The sequence below is a fragment of the Puniceibacterium sp. IMCC21224 genome, assembly GCF_001038505.1.
Lineage (GTDB): Bacteria > Pseudomonadota > Alphaproteobacteria > Rhodobacterales > Rhodobacteraceae > Puniceibacterium.
Genome location: NZ_LDPY01000003.1, coordinates 214,346 through 230,773, shown reverse-complemented (window position 1 = coordinate 230,773; position 16,428 = coordinate 214,346). Strand labels below are relative to the sequence as shown.

Sequence of the window (16,428 nt, the reverse complement as noted above, 5' to 3'; positions counted from 1 at the left end):
TCAGAATATCTCCAGGTCGCGGTCAACCATGACCGTGATCCGCGTGCCCTGATCGACATGGATCACGGGGCGGATCGCGAGATAATCCTGCATCACGCTTTGGGTGCTATCGCGCAGGTCCGAGCCGACATCGTTGGCGACATCGGCAGCAGCCTCGTCATCGATCTGGCCCGCTGCGGCAGCTGGCAGGGCACCGATCAACGAGATCAGCGCGGCAGAGCCGAAGCGCTGCGCAAAGCGAGTGTCGACAAAACCGGTGGTGCCTGTGCGGCCAAGCTCGTCTCCGCCGAAGGCGCTGATCTCCACTGTCTGGTTGTCAGGCAGAATGATCCTGTCCCAGGCCACCATAACCCGGGACTGTGCCAGCGCCACATCGGAGCGGTATCGCCCAATCAGGCGCGCACCGCGCGGGATCAGGACGCGCGTTCCGTCAAAGGAATGGACATCTTCGGATACGATGGCGCGGATTGCACCGGGCAGCGTGCTGTCGAGTGCGGTTTCGGTCACCGCCTGGATCATGGTGCCCTGAATAACCGTGTTCGTTGGGTTCACAATCACCTCAGCGCGCGTGACGGGCGCGGGTCGCGCACCGGCGCGCACGAAGGCTTCATCGGCATTCAAGCGCGCTGCTTCAATCGTACTTTCGCGGTCTGTCCCTGCCCCCATCCCGGAAAACGCGATCATGGGCGACGCAATCCGTTCTGCTCGCGCCTCAGCCTCAGCGGCACGTCGGCGCTCAAGTTCAGCCAGCCGCAGTTCCTCCTCGTTGGGGCCGAGATCCGTCGGCGCGGGCGGGGTCAGGCGCGCGACCTCAAGGTCCATGCGCAGTTGGTCCAGTTCACGGTTGCGTTCGGTCAACTGACGCTCCAGCGTGCGCTGTGCCTCAGCGGAGCCCTCCTGCAGCGCAGCGATCTGAGCCGTGAGGTCTGCGATGGCCTGTTCAGCACCGTTGTCCGATGTCTCAGTCGGGCGTGCCCGCATTTCTTCGAGTTCGGCCCGCAAAGTTGCAAGGCTTTCCATCAGCGCAAGCTCGGATTCGGTCGGACCGGTCTCCACCGGAGGCGTCGGTGCTGGCTGTGCTACAGGTGGGCGTCCCAGGTCCCCGAAGCCGGGCCCAGAGTTCTGGAACTCCTCGGGGGCCGCAGTCACCATTGGAGCATCCGGGGACGGTTGCAGGGCAGCCCAGGCGAGACCACCGAACGCCGCGAGACCGGCAATCCCAAGGATTGCAGCGCTCGATGATGGGCGTTTGCTTGCCCGTGCTTTAGCGGTGGTGCCCTCAAGCGCCACAAGCCGTGCGGCAAGATCTTCGGTATCCTGGCTCATGATGTGGCCTCGGTCCGAGCGTCCTGAACACAGACGACAGCTCCACCCAAGCGAAGAACCCATTGCCGGTTCACGCCGGAGACGCGGATCACGCCATCACTCAGGGCCTGGCTATTCACCGCCCGCTCCCTGCCATTGGAATACCGGAAGATCGCCGGGACCGGCGCATTCCGCGCGAAGCGGAAATAGGTGAAGGTGCCGTCATCCCAGATGGCTGTTGGCGTGAACTCTTCCCGGGCGCTGACCGCATAGTTCGCGTTGGGAGCCTCAGCTGCGACCGCCCGGGTAGGCTGAACGCGGTTTTCAGGATAGCGGAACTGCACCACATAATGTGGTGTCTCGCGCGCCTCAACGACGTGGAAGTAATAGGAGCGGCGGTTGGTATAGACCGTGATGTTGGTCGCTACGCCCGAGGCCGCGGGCTTGATGGCAAAGGCGCGGCCGCCGGGGACGCCGTCGAACTGGAATCCCACCGTGTCGCCCGCGATGATCGAGCGTATGGTCTCACCTTCGCCGAACTCGACGGTGGTCACTCGGGTCAGGGTGGTGACGATACGGTAAACCTGCCCTTCGGTCCATGTGGCGACCCGAACGCGGTTGTCATGAGAGCCAGGACGCGGTGTGGTCTCGGCAAGAACGGCGGGAGCCGCCAGGGCCAACGCGCCGGCGATGAAAAAGGCATGAACGGGAAAAGGGATCATTCGGAACGGTCCGGTCGGATTGCATATTGGGTGACGGTGAAGCCGAAGGGGTTTTGCCAGACATCATCGATTGAGCGGGTCCGTTCGGGCTGAAACGCAAACATCAGCGTCGCTGTAAACGATCCGTCCTGCACACCCTGCGGGCTGGTCAAGCGTTTCCTGAGGCGCACCTGCGCACGGTTTTCGCCGATCAGTGTGATCGAGGCGATTTCGACGGCCATTTCAGCTGATGTGCCGTACCGCGTCGGCGGATAGTTCTCCTGCCCGGACGTCCATATTGCGCGCATGCTCGTCTCGGCGGCACCGGATGACTGTGCCAGAACCCGGCGCACACGCAGATCATTGTCGAGCTGATTGTAGGTCTCGCGCTCATAAATGTAGCGGTAGATTTGCGCCTCGATGACGGCGGGTCGCTCGGCGAGGGACGCAGTCTCGACCCTGGCGTTCGGGAGTGCCATGCCTGTTGCCGGATCATAGGGCACAACGACTGGGGGCGGTGCCTCAACCATCAGCGCGACAGCTGCGGCTGCGAGACAGCCCACCGCGCCAAAACCCGCGCCACCGAGACCGATCATTCTCCACAGTTGTTCACGGCGCAGGGCACCATAAACAAGCTCCTCCTCCACGAGCTCGCGTGTGTTCATCCCCACTCCTCCACTCATGGTCGAAGTTCCGGTAGGGTGAAGTCCATGTACCGGCGCTCTTCGACAACGGTGGCGGCATCGACCACGCCTGCATTGCCCGCGCCGAGGGTCTGGATCGCTTCCAACTCCCACATGCGTGTCATGGCGATGGCGAGTTCTGCTGTAACGCGGGTATTGTGGTCCATGGAGGCTTTCAGATCCTCCATGTCCGGGATCATCTCGACCAGACGTTCAACCCGCTCGAGGGACTGTTCGGCCTCGGCATGACTGTTCTGGGCAGCGGCGGACATGACGGCCCCTGTGGTTGCGCGGGTGGCCACGCCTTCCGCCCCTGGACTGCCGCTGGTGGCAATCTCGCGCAGGGAATCTTCGTCAAAACCGGCACTTGCCAGCGCCGCTTCCATCTGCGTGCGCATCGGGCCTGCATTAGGGCCGATGAGGCTGCTCCAGTCGCCCGCCTGGATGCCCCGGATCAGACCGGGAATATCTTCAAAATTCGCCTCGAGCAGGTTGTCCAGATCCCCGCCCATCGCAAAGCCGAGGATGCTGCGCGGTCCGGTGAGTGAGGCATACATCTCGTTCAGTTGATCGAGTTGGCTTTGCAGCATGTCGAGCTGCTCGAGGGCATTGTCGAGGAGATCGGTTTGGAGCCCGAAGTCCTGTAACATTTGCTGAAGTTGGCGGATTTCCTGGGCGATGTTCTGGGTGTCGACCGTGGGAACGCCCTGTGCGGCGACAGGCCCACTGACAGCGAAAGCAAGTGCTGCGGCCGCCGCACTTGTGAAAACGGAACGGGTAAATTGCGGGATCACTGCAAATTCTCCTGATTGAAATTCATGTATTGCCGCTCGGCGGCTTGGGCGGCAGCCATGGCGAGTTGTTCCTCGCTGAGCGGCTGGGTGTGGGCGGCCTTGATCCGGGTGCGGATCGCGACCAGCCGGGCCAGCTCGGCCCGGGCATAGGTGTTCAGCGCGATCGCCTCGTGCAGGTCATCGGTCTCCCCGATGCGGGTGATGATATCCTGCACCCGCAGGGCCGCCGCGCGCACCGAGATCAGCGAATAGTCCCCATAGACGCCTGCGCCATGAGCCGAGAGGCTGAAGCTCGCGTTGGCGAGGAGGACCGGGTCGATGGTGCCCAGGGCATCGATGCCACCGACGGCAGCGAGGTAGCTGTTGTACTGCTGCGGGATTACCACGACGTAATGCTGGGTTTCCGCGAAGGGCGGCACGCCACCGTAATTCTGCACATTGCCCGGGCCCGCGTTATAGGCCGCGAGTGCGTGGATGATGTTGCCATCGAACATGTTCAGCATCTGCGCGAGGTAACGCGCGCCGCCGGTGACCTGCAGGTAGGGGTCATCGTAATAGGCCGGGTAGATCCCGAGATCGCCTGCGGTGCCGGGCATGATCTGTGTGAGACCGAAGGCTCCCACGGGTGAGCGCGCCCCGATCTGGAAGCGGCTCTCCTGCCAGATCAGGGCTTGCAGGAGGCAACGCCATTGAACAAGCGAGAGCCCTGCGCGGCTGATGCCCGGCAAATTATGAGTGTCGCGGGCCGCGCGGATGATCAACTCCTCGATCCCTTCCCGAGCATCGCCCAACATCCGGGCCGCGGCCGGGTTGTTGTCCTGAGGTGCATAGAGACTGGAGGCTGCACTCTCGACGCCATTTGCGGCCCCCTGCCCCGCCTCGAGCCCGGCCACGGTACCCGCGACATCGGCCGAGCCAAGCGACATGGCATCCATCACCCCCTCAAGCGAGGGGAGTTGCTGGCGTTCGATCTCGGCCAGTTCCTCTTCGCGGGTCAGCCGGTCCTGCTGCAGCGCCAGATCCCGATCGGTTTGCTCGAGGATCGCCTGCCGCTCGGCGAAGAGGCGCAGGTCGAAGGTCGGCACGCCTTGGGCGACGGCTGGTCCCGCAGTGGGACCTGCCAGCGCAAGGCCGATCATCGAGAGGGGAAGCCAGGTCCGCATGCGCTTAGCCGCCCGCCCTCAGCATCACGAAATCGCAAGCAGAGTCGCGGCGCGTGACTGCGGCACCCATGGTCGAGATCGTCGTCGTGGCGGTTCCCGCCCGCGCGGGCTCATCGCGGAAATTGAAGCAGTTGGCCTGTGCAGGATTGTGCTGCGCACAGGCCGTCAGGGTCAGGCTGAGGCCAAGAAGTGCTGCGCTGCGGGTGATGGTACGGGTCATGTCACTCTCCAGAAATCAGGGCGGTCGCGGTAATCCGGGCCGACGAGGGCCTCGCCCTTCTCCATGCCGCCAAGGATGGTCACGAGGGGGCCAAGGGCGCTCAAATCGGCATCGATGACCACCGCGCCGCGGTCATCGCGCACCAGCGCCAGCCGCGAGGCGGAGCCGACACCCAGAAGCACGTCGAGTTCTTTGTCGCTGAGCCCCAGCATTGCGTAATCGGCGGCCGAGGCGCGGATGTTGGGCAGGAGCACCTGGGTCGGCACGGCTTCCACAATGGTCTTGCCGGTGCGCGTGCGCTCGAGCTGGCTTGCATACTGCGTCATCATCACGACGACTGCGTTTTGCTTGCGGGCCGTCACCAGCCAGTTTGACAGCCGCTCCGCGAAATACGCGTTGTCGAGCGCCTTCCAGGCCTCGTCGATCACGATGATCGTGGGCTTGCGGTCCTCGATCACCCGCTCGACGCGGCGGAAGAGGTAGGACAGGACCGCCATGCGTTCCCGCTCGCTCTCGGAATCGAGGATGCCGGTCAGGTCGAAGCCCGCGACGTCAGCCTCGGTGCTGCCCCCGATTTGGAACGTGTCGTCTGCGTTCGCCCCGAAGATCCAGCCGTAGCGGCCCTCTGCCGTCCATTCCTGCATCCGCTCGAAGAGGTCGCCCTCGTCATCGGTCGAGACGAGGAGCGAGGCGAAGTCCGACCAGTTCCGCAGGCCCGCGTTCCCGGCGCTGGCGTTCTGGCGCACGACCTCTTGCAGACGATTGGTCTGCACAGGGGTCAGGGGCCGGTCGCGGCGCTCGAGGAGGCTTGCGAGCCAGTCGGCAAGCCAGGCTTGACCGCGGGCATCGATCTCCGTCTGGAGGGGATTGAGCCCCGTGGGCCGTCCGGCCCGCACGGTCGAATAGCTCCCGCCAAGCGCGCGGACGGCCATTTCCATGCCGGCGCGATAGTCGAAGACGAAAAGCCGTGCACCTGCGCGCCGGGCCATGGTCATCAGGAAAGCCGCCAGCACGGATTTGCCCGAGCCGGGGCGGCCGAGGATCAGCGTGTGGCCACCCGTGGGCTCGCGATCCGGTGCGCCTTGTTCATGGAAGTTGAAGCGGAACCCGCTGCGCTCGGGTGTCGGAAAGAGCGTGATGGGCACGCCCCAGGGCACTTGCGCGGCCGTCTTACCGAGCGGGGTACGGTGGAAGGTAGCGAGATCGGCGAAGTTGTGGTTCGTGATCGCGGCCTTGCGGCTCCTTGCACCGGTGTTCCCGGGATGCTGCGCCATGAAATGCGTCCGCGCCCCGAAGGCCTCCGAGATCAGGTTGATGCCGGAGGTGGCCGAGATGTTACGAATCTCGGCTGCGATGTCGTCAAGAGCGGCCTGCGATCGCGCATAGACAGCCACCGTCATGTGATGCTCGCCGAAGATCAGGCGTTTTGATTCCAGATCGTCCTGCGCCAATTCCAGTTCCTGCGCGAGGCTGACGGCCCCGTCATTGGCCGCCTGCATGAGGCGGAGCTGCCGCTTGATCCGGCCCGCCATCATGTTGGCATTGATCGGCACGAAGGAATGCGTGACCACCATGTCGACGGGCAGGTTCAGTTCGTCGAGCATCAGGCTATCGGTCTTGGCGGGGTAGTTCTTCACCGCGAAGATCGCTCCGAGCTTGTCGCCGACGGCACCGTCGGAGAGCGCGATGGTCGTGCCGCGGAAGGTGACGCGGGTATTGGCCACGTCCTCGGCGATCACGCCCAGGCGCGACCGCGGGAAGAGCAGATGCTCCTCGCCCGTGTTGAGGGAGCCGAGAAACCCCAGAAGCTCGCCAGTGCTGGCCGCAAGCAGGCGGGGCTTCAACTCATCGAAGGATGACAGGAGAAACCCCACGACCTCGTCGAGCTTGCGTAAGCGCCGGGTCGTATCCGCCGCATGCCGCGCGCGGGATGCCCCCAGACCGAACGGCAAGCGGCTGCCGGTCTCTGGGCGCTTCAGTACCGTCAGGGTCAGCGTCTTGTCGCGCAGGCCCGACCAGCCCAGATGCGCGCGCCAGCGCTGGTCGACGGCGGCAGCAAATCCCTCGCCCGGAATGGGCGGCAGGGTCACATCGACCGCTTTCGAGACCTTGTGCAGGTAGAAGGAAAACTCCGTCCCGACCTGCGCGACGATGCCTGCCAGCAGTCCGCCGATCCGGTCGAGATGCGCATCCTCGCTCGTGGTGCTATTCACCCCCTCGAGCCGGATGCATTGCATCAGCTCGTTGCCGCGCGTCCGGATCGTCCGGTCGGTCACGAGGCTCACATAGGGCAGCATCGACGAGAGCCGCTTCTCGCCCTTGACCCATGCGGGCAGCGCGGTCAGCGGATCGAGCGCGTCTGGCGCATCGGCCTCGTCATCGGCAATTCCATCACGGGGCATAGCTGTCACCCCCGTGCAACTTGCGGTTTGCCGTGGGTGGGGTTTCCTGCAAGGTGATCACCAGGACATCGAGAAAGTTCGGATCCCAGTCTGCGGCCTTCCAGAGCGCAGGCCAAGCCAGCCCCGCGAAGACGGCCACCACCCAGCTCTGTACCCAGAGGAACAGAAGCGTCGAACCGAAGAGCCAGACCATGGCGTACATGATCGGCAAGCCCATCAGCTTGGGTGGCCTCAAAAGGCCGATGAATACGCGGGACTGGTCAGACATGGGTGCGAACTCAGAAATGGGGGCTCAAGTCGTCCAGATGGCGGCGACGATGGTGGGCGCTGCGGCGATGCCGGCGATTGCAACCACCACCCAGAGCGCTTGGCGGAAATCGAGGATGCCAAAGAGCCAAGAGAGGAACACGCCGATTAACGCCAGCGTGCCGATCACGATGCCCAAGGGACCGGTGATCGCATCGACGATGCCCTGCAGCAGCGTCTGCACAGGCGAGAGGTCGATGCTTTGGGCCAGCGCAGGGCCGGCCAGCACGATGAGGGCCATCGCGCCGAGCGCGACAAGGGATGGTTTGGACGTCATGAAAGATCTCCTTTGAGCCGATGAAACACGGCCGTCACACGGGCCACATGCCCTTGGGTTTCTCGAAAGGGGGGAATACCGCCATGGCGGGTGACCGCATGGGGGCCGGCATTGTAGGCCGCGAGCGCCAGCGCGGGATCGCCGAATTGCTCGAGCATCATCAGAAGGTATCGCGCCGAGCCATCGAGGTTCTGGGCGATGTCATGGGGATCGACGTTGAGATCGCGCGCGGTGTCCGGCATCAGCTGGCCGAGGCCGATTGCCCCGACCGGGCTCAGCGCACGCGGGTTATAGCCGCTCTCGACCTCGATATTGGCGCGGTAGAACAGCGCCCAATCGGTGACCGACAGATCCGCCTGACGCAGAGCGTCATGACTGCCGTAACGCAAGGCGGTGGTCTCGATGGCGTGGAAGATTTCGGGGGAGGCGCGGACGGCGCGCGGGGCGACCGCTGCTGCAGCCGTCACATCCCTCAGGGGATCATCATCCCCACGGGACTGCGGTGCTGCAAAAAGAAAGAGACGATCTGGAAGTGGCCCATTCTGGGCGTCTACGTCGCCGGTGAACGAGAGCAAGGTGCTCGTGGCATCAGTTGTGTCGATCAGTCGGCCATCAGGGCTGACCTGGAAGATGAAACCGTCGGCAAGGGTCGGGGGTGCTGAACAAACACCTGTACCCAATGCAACGACGAGCGCAAATGCGCGGTCAGTTGTCCTTGACCAGAACCGGGCCGGTTCGTGGCTCGGGCGTACGCCCGGGTGCTGCATGGCGCTCGCGGGCACCCTCGACAAGCGGGATGCTGGCAGTCGTGCAGCCCATGTCGGCAAGGAAGCTGACAAGACCGACAATCGTTTTGAACTCGCGAACCTTGAGATAGCTACGGCTCGTGACGAGCATCTTGTCGTCACGCCCGTCCTCAGCAACGGCACGGATGACCCATGTGCCGTACCAACTGTTATGGCGCTTCTCAGCGCCATCCTTGCAGACCACCTCGATGAGGTAGTGTTCGGCCAGCAGGCCGCGCAATCCGTCTTCTGTAACCACATTCGGTGCTTCTTCTATCATGGCCTTCCCTTGGGTCCTTTCCTGCCTGAGGTGCAGTACCGGTCCCACGGGTTCGAAACGCCGTGGGCGATACAAGACAACATAAACGTTAGCAAGACAATAATAACGACTTGACGAAGATCGCCTTGCTTCGATAAGAGTGATACCCGACAGATCGACAATCTTAAAGGCGGCAAAGGAGTTTTGCCCTGCACATAAACTGTGCGCGCAATATAACCTTGATGCTGCTGATCCTGGGCGTGGGGGCGGCCGGTCCGGCTGCTGCCTGCATTTACCCTAAGCGACCGTTTCTACCCCAGTCTCAAGAGGACATACGCACCTACGCGGATCTGATCCGGGGGGATTTCGAGGCCTACATCGCCGATGTTCAGGACTACTTTCGTTGCCTCGATGAAGAACGCGCGCGGGCCTTTGTCGAGGCCAGGGAGGTGAGCGAGGACTACGGGCGGTTTGTCGAGGCGGTTGAGTGACCGCTAAACGGAAAGCGGTCGGATGGCGCCGCTGCATGGAAAATGCGGCGAGGCGCGAATTGCAACAATAACTCCTTGCGCAAACGAGTCTTTTAAGTGTGTTTCTTATGCGCTTCGGATCGGCTGCATCACCTGAACTGCATAGGCAAGGCGTATAGGGCGACGGGCACCTACTCGCGTTTCATGCGGGAAAATGCAGATAAATCGAGGGTAAGCGCTTGCAATGATCGCGTGGTTTCCACGTCGTCTTGCGTCAGCAAATCGACAAGATCTTCCTGATTTGGTTGCCCCAAGGCGAGGCGGTAGAGCAACCGTTGCGTCTTCAACTTCGCGAACCGATCTATGTCGCGGCTCTGGGGTAGTGCGAACAGGTGCCGCTTGAGGTCCGCGCCTTGCATAGTCCACCACGGGCTAAGGCCAGTCTTGTCATCCGCAAACGCCTCATCCGCGTTGCGCGCGATTATATCCCATGGCGACAATGTTCGGCCTCGGGCCTGGGCTAGGGCTTGCTCACCGAGTTTGAGGGCAAGCGGCTGTCGTACAGTTAGTCCACCGAAGCGTTGCACCCGGCCCTCGCGTTGCTCCAGATCGACTGGGCTTGAGCAGAGATCCCAATGGCCGAGCCTGTCGCACCAGCTATGGAAATCCAGTCCTTCCTGGCCGACGGAGGTTGTCGCCAAGACGTGCGGCCAAAAGGGCGTGTTGAACGCGCTTCGGATTTCTTCCGAGCGCGCCGGTGGCGGTTCATTGGTATCTTGATCGTGCCGTTGCGTTTCCTTTTCTGTGCCGCCGAACGGCACTGCAGCATGGCAGCGGATTCGGATCTTGTCGCGTTTTTTAGCCCCCTTGAACCCGAATGTACCGACGTTGGCAGCGAGCGCCGCAGACAAATCCTCGATCAGCCCATCGGCATTGACCTTTGATTTGCGCAGCCAAAAATGTTCATCGAGTACCGCTTCAAGGCAGCCGTCGATGGACGCACTTTGATATTTCTGGGTCGCATCCTCCCCCGGCAGGATCGACCAGAATACGGGGCGATCGAGATAGGTTCGCAGCCGCGTCCAGCAGAAGCGCACCAACTGCGTGAAATGCTGCTCGTTGAAGTCAAATAGGCTGGGCAGGTGACGGTAAAGTGCTCGGCCGACCACAACACCCGGAGCGCCAAGCGCCATATCGACCAAGGCATCGAGTTCCCAGCCGCTGAGCCATGTGATCGCATCGGCGTCTTGGCGTTGTTTGAGTAGCGTTTGGAGCGCCATGTCTTTTGGCGAGACCCGGCTCCAGCACTTCTGAACCGAGTTGAACTCGCGGGCGAGCGGGGCTTTCTGGGCACGCTCGATCGCAGCGAGGACCGCCCATGCTGGTTTGCGCCGCCGGTTGCTGCGCGCATTCGGTGCTTTGGCCGCAATCGACGCCGGCAGCGATTGAATGATCTGCTGACGCGCTCGGGCTCTGACCTGCTTTATTGTCGCTTTCCCCTTCACATCGAGGGGATCAACAGCTCGAACGAGGAATGGGCTGGGATGAAACAGGGCAAGCGTCGGGCCTTGTTTGGGCTTAGGGTTGAGGTGCCGTTTCTTCCATGCGGCTGCGTAGAGGAGATTGCCTTTCGCAACGTGCTTGCGTTCGACCTCGAGGCTGACGAGAGCCGCAAGGCTCTGGGGAGTCGCCCTGAACCGGCTGAAGATCAACATCTTGGGGGACTGCGTCACTTTTGTCCAAGGGCCTGAAGGTGCCCACCATGTCAGAGACGGCAGTACCCACGGGAGCGCGAGCGCGTCAGTTGGCACGAGGCTGTTGAGCGCGCGCAGCTTGGCGCTTCCCCAGCCATCTCTTGGCGGCTTGAAGCAATTCGTGACCCCGAGGCGTGGAACACTGCGCGTTGCAGGAAAATCTATGTCGCGAGAGATCTGATACCGATCACCCAAGGCTTGCGCGGGCAGTGGCACGGATAGCCAGTAGGCGATCGCGCTGCTTGCCATCTTGGGCGATACATGATCGGTGAAGTGTCTATAGACGTCGAGATCATGGGGTTCGATCCTTACGGAGTAGGGTTCGGGTTCTGTTGGATGGTGAAACACTGGACGTTCGGTACGCGACATCAATGGTGTGAGGAGATCCTCCAGACTATGCTTGAGGGATTGCGCCTCCTCGATAGCGGCTTGCCGATTGTCGAGCGGCAAGTGGCCAATCAAATGCAATAGATCGCCAAATCGACAAAACTGCGCTTCAGCCTCCGCGCGAATGGTTGAGCCACCCAGGAACTCGATAATCTCAAAAAATTCGAGGTGTGGTGCCGCTCCGGTGCCGTTTTCCCAACGTTCGGCGTAAAAGCGATAGGGCGTGGCAGACAAGAGGAGGATCGGCGGCGGCGCTTCCCCTTCTTGTCCTTCCAGCAATTGGCGCGCCAGCGGATTATCCTCGCCCGCGTTGAGAAGGTCGCGGTAGCATTGGAACTCGTCGAAAATCACGAGATCGGGAGGCGCAGAATCCAACGCAGCTTGGGCAAGCGCCTTTCGCATCCGGCCCAGGCTCTGACCGTGCTTGCTTGTCTCTATTGCACGCAGAATGTTTTCGCGTGCCGGCTTGCCAAATTCCGCACGTAGCGCACGCCCATAGGCGGCTTTGAAGACGCCAGAGACATTGTCGAATTTATCTTGGGCTGCACCGCACGCCCAAGGCCAGCCCGAAGTCGCCCCATATTCGATGTAGCCTTCGGGAAATTCATCCGAAAGCCCCGGATAGAGCTCGTCCACCAACAGTTTGATGAACGCACGCTCGACAGCCTTCCCTCCGTAAAGACGCTGGGAGTTGGAGAATGAGGTCCTTGGCGTAAAAGCGTACAGACGCAGCTTGCCTTTGCGCTTTTCCTCGAAGGGGATGAGTCCGACCCGATCGATGCCTGACAGCGCATGTTTAACGTCGTCCTTGTCGAGAAATCGCAGCAGCTCAAGCTTGTTCTGGTCGGCGACCTTCAGTCCGCTGGTGATATAATAGACCGTAAACTTGCGTGCCCTATCTGCGAGCGCGGCAAGTGTATCGCGCGCAACAACAGTTTTACCGAGACCCACCTCATCGGCGACAAGGAAGCGACGGAGCGGATTATCGCCCGAAAGGGCTGCGGTAGCCGCCTTAACCGTCGCGGCTTGGAAAGGCTTGGATCTAGCGCTCATAACGCGAGCCTGGTCCGTGCGATGGCCCAGATTTGCGCGAGTTCGTTCAAGTCTACCTTCTCCGCGTCGCTGAGATTGCCGCCATGCGCGAGAAGTGCGTCGACGTAGGGCGCAAAGTGACGATCGGCACGACCGAACGCCTTTCGATCGCGCGCCCAGGCGGTGAGAATGTCCTCCAGCGTCAGGCGATCATAGCCTTGGCCTTTATGACGCTTTACAGGCGAACGAGTATCTTCATCCCAGTCACCACCGCCAACCGGAAGCGTGTCTCCGCTCAGCATTGCGCGCATCCAGTCGTGGAATGCGCGAAGCCCCATATGACTAGCGAGCGCGGCAAGGTCGCGCTGCTCGTCCAGCGGGGGATCGATAACGACGCGCTGCATCCATCGAACGGCGCCGTCCAGGCCTTTGATCTGAACCTGAATGAAAGCGGATTGGTGCGATAGGGGAATAGTTCCGAGATCGAGCCGACTAACGCCGCTTGGCCAAGGCAGAAGATCGCCATTTACGGACCCAACGTCGAGCTGGTGAGCTTGATATGCGAGCAACGGCGTTGCGCCTGCATCGATCAAGAAGCGCTCGCCGTCGCGCCGCAGGATCGGCTGCCACGAGGCCATTAGCATCTTGCGTGATTCTTCCAACGCGTCAGCCTCGCTCGCGTTTGGTGCTGCAGTTGCAGCAAGTACCTCGATGGAGACTGGCGTTGCCTTCCCGACCAGGAACACCAAGCCGGACGTGAATGCGTCACCAGCCTCCAGTTCCACCATAACCTCCGAGTTGCGGCCCGCCCACGCACGCTCGGTCGCGTTGGCGCTCCCGATCCTGAAGAGCGTCCTTTCGCCTAAATGGAAGCAAACGAGCTTCGCGTGTAAAGCCAGCGGGGACGGCTCAGCATCATCTTCGGTGACAGCCTCATTGCTTGGGAGCGCAACGGCGCTTTTGTCGGGCAGCATATCTGGTGCGGCATAGGCTAGGATTTTTGAGAATGCCTTGAGCGGCTTGCTCGATCGACTGGCCATATCTACAAGAGCTGGCATCGACGAAATCAGCGTTCTGGAACCGTCCGGTCCCCATTTGCCGGCTGTCTTCAGGAAACCGGGCGACAAGAAAGGGCTGATGACCGTTATTCCATCGATCTGGCCGGTGGGCGGCTGTGCGGGAAGCGGAGTATCTTCATCGAGCCCGTTGAGCAGGGAGCGCAACTGGAAGCCTTCTGGGGCCTGCCACCAGATCGCTTCCAGCTGCTCGGCCAAGTGTTCGGCATCGGTACGCGATGCAGCCCGTGCGAGAGTTGCCGCCAGTGCACCAACGCCTTTAAGGCGGCCGCGACCCTTCGCGCGCTTGTTGGTTCCGTTCAGCAGAACGCCAACATCGAGATCCTGCGATCTAGTCAAATTTCGACTGCCGATCCACAGTTTCCAGCGGATTTCGCCTCTAGGACAATCGTAGGCAACAAGGGCGATCTTGGGGTGCCAGCTGCGATCACGTTCATCATGATCCTGCTCGGCGATAAACTGATCGAGGATGCCTGCAATGCGAGGCAGCGCGATTGGTCGCGCGATCCGGCCGCGCTGTATAATGATCCTGACGCGATCACGCAGCGTATCGATCGCTTGGGCGAAATCGACCGCTGTGCCGCTTCCTTTCTCGTCGTTGCGGCCGATCAGTGCCAGCAACGTCGCAGTGACTGCGGAGAGGTCAACCGAATAGGTTGCAAAAAGCGCTAGCCTCACCGTTTCCAGTCGCCCCGGTCGCAGCTCGTCGAGATAGGGTTGGCCGGGCCATGCTTGCCGGTCGCTCATGCAACACCCTCCAGATCGCGCAGCAGGCGCTTTACATTGCCCCAGCGATAGTGGAGCGGATCGGCTTGCCCATGGTGTTCGCCTTGCCACTCTATGCGGCGATCTACACCGAACTGATTGGCAGCGAGTCGTGCGCGATCGTCCTTCCGGCTCACCTCGGCTCTGGCATAGACATCAAGAAGCGACATGGGATCCTTGCCGCCGGCCCGAACCCAGGCGAAGGTATCCTTCAAGACAGCCTCGACCGGCGGTGGCAGATGCCCAATTTCGTCAAGGAATAGGTTCATATCAAGCCGAGAGGCTTGCTTGCCCCATTGATCGACGGTGTCTTTGAGCGCCGATCGATGCCGATCAGGCTGCGGGCGGTTATCTCTGTTCTCTTTGAGTATCTCGACCAAGGCTGCGTAGATCGCCCTGCCTATCGCCGATAGCGCCGCAGCTTGGCCGGCGCGTTTTAGCATCGGAGCTTCATGACCGGCCATAGATACAATCGCTGCGTCCCAGCAATGGTCTGCGCCATCGAGCGGCTTTCCTACCAGTTTAGCCAAGAGCGACGGTTCGCCGGGGTCGTTCGGCGAACGGACGGCGCGCAACTTGCCAGCGATATAGCTTTGCTCCCGAGGAGTCAGGTCGAGGGTCAGTTTTCTATCGCCATCCTCGTTGTACCGCTCGTTCCAGTTTCCCCAGTCCTCCCAATCTGCGGGGGCATCGATCAACCCTGAGATCGGCCAAGCCATTGCCTCAAAAGGTTTGCCGTCGTCGTCGTGGATTGTCCGTTTGCTGGATGAGGCGAGGAGTTTGGCCATATCCGGGCGACTCCAGGGACGACCGTCAGGGCGAGTGCCGATCAGGCCCCACTTGGCGAGCGCAGTCCAATACACATAGGCGGGTGGCTGGCTTATCGCGCGGGGATAAACCTCCCCACCGATCACGCCATCCTTCTCTCCGCCCAGTCCCTCGGCAAATTTGAGTCGTCCGGTCATCTCGTGTTCGAGATCGGTAAAGGCCAGCGCAAAATCCTTGGGAATCGGGCGCCTCGTTCGTAAACTTTGATAGAGCCAAGGGATGAGGAGCGCATAACGTAACCGCGTATGCAGAACCGAGGTCCCTGGAAAGAAATGATCGGCATAGCGCTGGTGGACGATAAGAAAGCCGACCTCGTCGCGCACGCCAGCCTTACCGCCGAACATCATTTGCTCAGCCTGACCGAGTGCTTTGCGCGAAAGAAACGTAAAACCAAAAGATGACACGAGGCCCGTCCCCCAAACGCGTGATCTAATTAGAGCATAAATGCCTGCGGATTTAAATGCTTGGTGGCAGCCGCGTACTATTGACTGCCAATCACCTATAACCGCATGGCGCGGGTTTGGAGAAGATAGGTCTCGACACCGGCGAGCAGATGCAGCCCTTCTTCAACGATGGCCTTTCGCGAGAGGCCGGGTTGCACGATCCAGACGTCGAATTCGAAGCGGTGGTCTTGCCAACCAACTTTCAGTTTCTTGATCCCGGCGGCCGAACCTTGCTCGATCCTCGATCTCTGGCCGCGATTGCGGCGCACCTTTTCGCGCTTTTCGCTGGCATGTGCGCGGCTACTGCGACATAACTCACAAGTTCAAAGACTGCCTCCTGCGCATTCTTGATGTGGGCGAACTTGGTGATGCTGGCGCACCTGCTGGTCAAGACGCTCTTTGGCAGGCAGGCGGTTCGGCCGTTCTGACCGCCCGCTACGCGAAGCTCTTTTATGTGCTGAAACGCCTAGGCCTTCTAGGTGATGCCGCTCAATTGCCAGCCCGGAGCCAGCATATAGTAGTGATCAACAAGGCTGAAACAGCCGCAGCTCAAGAAAAGGCGAATTTCGCCCCGTGAGTTCTGGCTATTGTGTAGCGGATCATTGTTAGCGGATGCCTTTCAGTACTAGCGTGCTGGTGCTCAACGAGAGCCTCGTGATTGCTTGGGCTTATCGACCCGACAAGACGTGGGCTTGACCGCCTCAAAAACCGTCCCCCTTCCCGAGCAGATCCTAGCCTGCCGCGGCGATGACCGCGCTCAATATCGGTGCTAATATCA

The 16,428-nt window shown here is 61.3% G+C and carries 16 protein-coding genes; 1 reads left to right on the top strand and 15 read right to left on the bottom strand.

Annotated features, from left to right (window positions below; translation table 11 throughout):
• The 11 genes from IMCC21224_RS22765 to IMCC21224_RS22715 form a co-directional block, all read right to left on the bottom strand.
• Positions 1-1,326 carry a TrbI/VirB10 family protein gene (locus IMCC21224_RS22765; protein ID WP_047997866.1) on the bottom strand — a complete coding sequence of 442 codons (1,326 nt, stop codon included), beginning with the start codon at positions 1,324-1,326 and terminating at the stop codon, positions 1-3.
• Positions 1,323-2,027 (bottom strand): TrbG/VirB9 family P-type conjugative transfer protein, encoded by a 705-nt coding sequence (locus IMCC21224_RS22760; RefSeq protein ID WP_047997865.1) that lies wholly within the window; start codon positions 2,025-2,027, stop codon positions 1,323-1,325. Before IMCC21224_RS22760 ends, IMCC21224_RS22765 begins: the two co-directional genes overlap by 4 nt.
• Positions 2,024-2,671 carry a virB8 family protein gene (locus IMCC21224_RS22755; RefSeq protein ID WP_047997864.1) on the bottom strand — a complete coding sequence of 216 codons (648 nt, stop codon included), beginning with the start codon at positions 2,669-2,671 and terminating at the stop codon, positions 2,024-2,026. The genes IMCC21224_RS22760 and IMCC21224_RS22755 overlap by 4 nt, the downstream gene beginning before the upstream one ends.
• A 14-nt stretch (positions 2,672-2,685) precedes the next feature.
• Entirely contained in the window at positions 2,686-3,483 is a 798-nt protein-coding gene (locus IMCC21224_RS22750) for a type IV secretion system protein (protein ID WP_047997863.1), read from the bottom strand.
• On the bottom strand, positions 3,480-4,646 hold the full coding sequence (locus tag IMCC21224_RS22745; protein WP_047997862.1) for a lytic transglycosylase domain-containing protein: 1,167 nt from the start codon (positions 4,644-4,646) through the stop codon (positions 3,480-3,482). Before IMCC21224_RS22745 ends, IMCC21224_RS22750 begins: the two co-directional genes overlap by 4 nt.
• 4 nt (positions 4,647-4,650) lie before the next feature.
• A complete protein-coding gene (locus IMCC21224_RS22740; protein ID WP_047997861.1) occupies positions 4,651-4,866 on the bottom strand; it encodes a hypothetical protein in 216 nt (71 codons plus the stop codon).
• A complete protein-coding gene (locus IMCC21224_RS22735) occupies positions 4,863-7,268 on the bottom strand; it encodes a type IV secretion system protein B4 (protein ID WP_047997860.1) in 2,406 nt (801 codons plus the stop codon). Before IMCC21224_RS22735 ends, IMCC21224_RS22740 begins: the two co-directional genes overlap by 4 nt.
• A complete protein-coding gene (locus IMCC21224_RS22730) occupies positions 7,258-7,536 on the bottom strand; it encodes a type IV secretion system protein VirB3 (protein ID WP_045682577.1) in 279 nt (92 codons plus the stop codon). Before IMCC21224_RS22730 ends, IMCC21224_RS22735 begins: the two co-directional genes overlap by 11 nt.
• A gap of 24 nt (positions 7,537-7,560) precedes the next feature.
• Positions 7,561-7,851 carry a TrbC/VirB2 family protein gene (locus tag IMCC21224_RS22725; protein WP_047997859.1) on the bottom strand — a complete coding sequence of 97 codons (291 nt, stop codon included), beginning with the start codon at positions 7,849-7,851 and terminating at the stop codon, positions 7,561-7,563.
• Entirely contained in the window at positions 7,848-8,426 is a 579-nt protein-coding gene (locus tag IMCC21224_RS22720; protein WP_197089307.1) for a lytic transglycosylase domain-containing protein, read from the bottom strand. Before IMCC21224_RS22720 ends, IMCC21224_RS22725 begins: the two co-directional genes overlap by 4 nt.
• A gap of 130 nt (positions 8,427-8,556) precedes the next feature.
• Entirely contained in the window at positions 8,557-8,916 is a 360-nt protein-coding gene (locus tag IMCC21224_RS22715) for a hypothetical protein (protein WP_047997857.1), read from the bottom strand.
• Positions 8,917-9,137: 221 nt separating this feature from the next.
• Here IMCC21224_RS22715 and IMCC21224_RS22710 point away from each other — a divergent pair, with 221 nt between their 5' ends.
• Positions 9,138-9,386 (top strand): hypothetical protein, encoded by a 249-nt coding sequence (locus IMCC21224_RS22710; protein ID WP_047997856.1) that lies wholly within the window; start codon positions 9,138-9,140, stop codon positions 9,384-9,386.
• A gap of 170 nt (positions 9,387-9,556) precedes the next feature.
• Here IMCC21224_RS22710 and IMCC21224_RS22705 read toward each other — a convergent pair whose 3' ends face one another.
• The 4 genes from IMCC21224_RS22705 to IMCC21224_RS27460 form a co-directional block, all read right to left on the bottom strand.
• Positions 9,557-12,559: a helicase gene (locus IMCC21224_RS22705; RefSeq protein WP_047997855.1), complete on the bottom strand. Its 3,003-nt coding sequence runs from the start codon at positions 12,557-12,559 to the stop codon at positions 9,557-9,559.
• The gene (locus IMCC21224_RS22700; protein ID WP_047997854.1) at positions 12,556-14,361 is read right to left on the bottom strand and encodes a hypothetical protein; all 1,806 of its coding nucleotides are present in this window, start codon (positions 14,359-14,361) and stop codon (positions 12,556-12,558) included. The genes IMCC21224_RS22705 and IMCC21224_RS22700 overlap by 4 nt, the downstream gene beginning before the upstream one ends.
• The gene (locus tag IMCC21224_RS22695) at positions 14,358-15,611 is read right to left on the bottom strand and encodes a DUF6361 family protein (RefSeq protein ID WP_047997853.1); all 1,254 of its coding nucleotides are present in this window, start codon (positions 15,609-15,611) and stop codon (positions 14,358-14,360) included. Before IMCC21224_RS22695 ends, IMCC21224_RS22700 begins: the two co-directional genes overlap by 4 nt.
• Positions 15,612-15,706: 95 nt before the next feature.
• Entirely contained in the window at positions 15,707-15,919 is a 213-nt protein-coding gene (locus IMCC21224_RS27460) for a hypothetical protein (RefSeq protein WP_197089306.1), read from the bottom strand.
• Positions 15,920-16,428 lie beyond the last annotated feature (509 nt).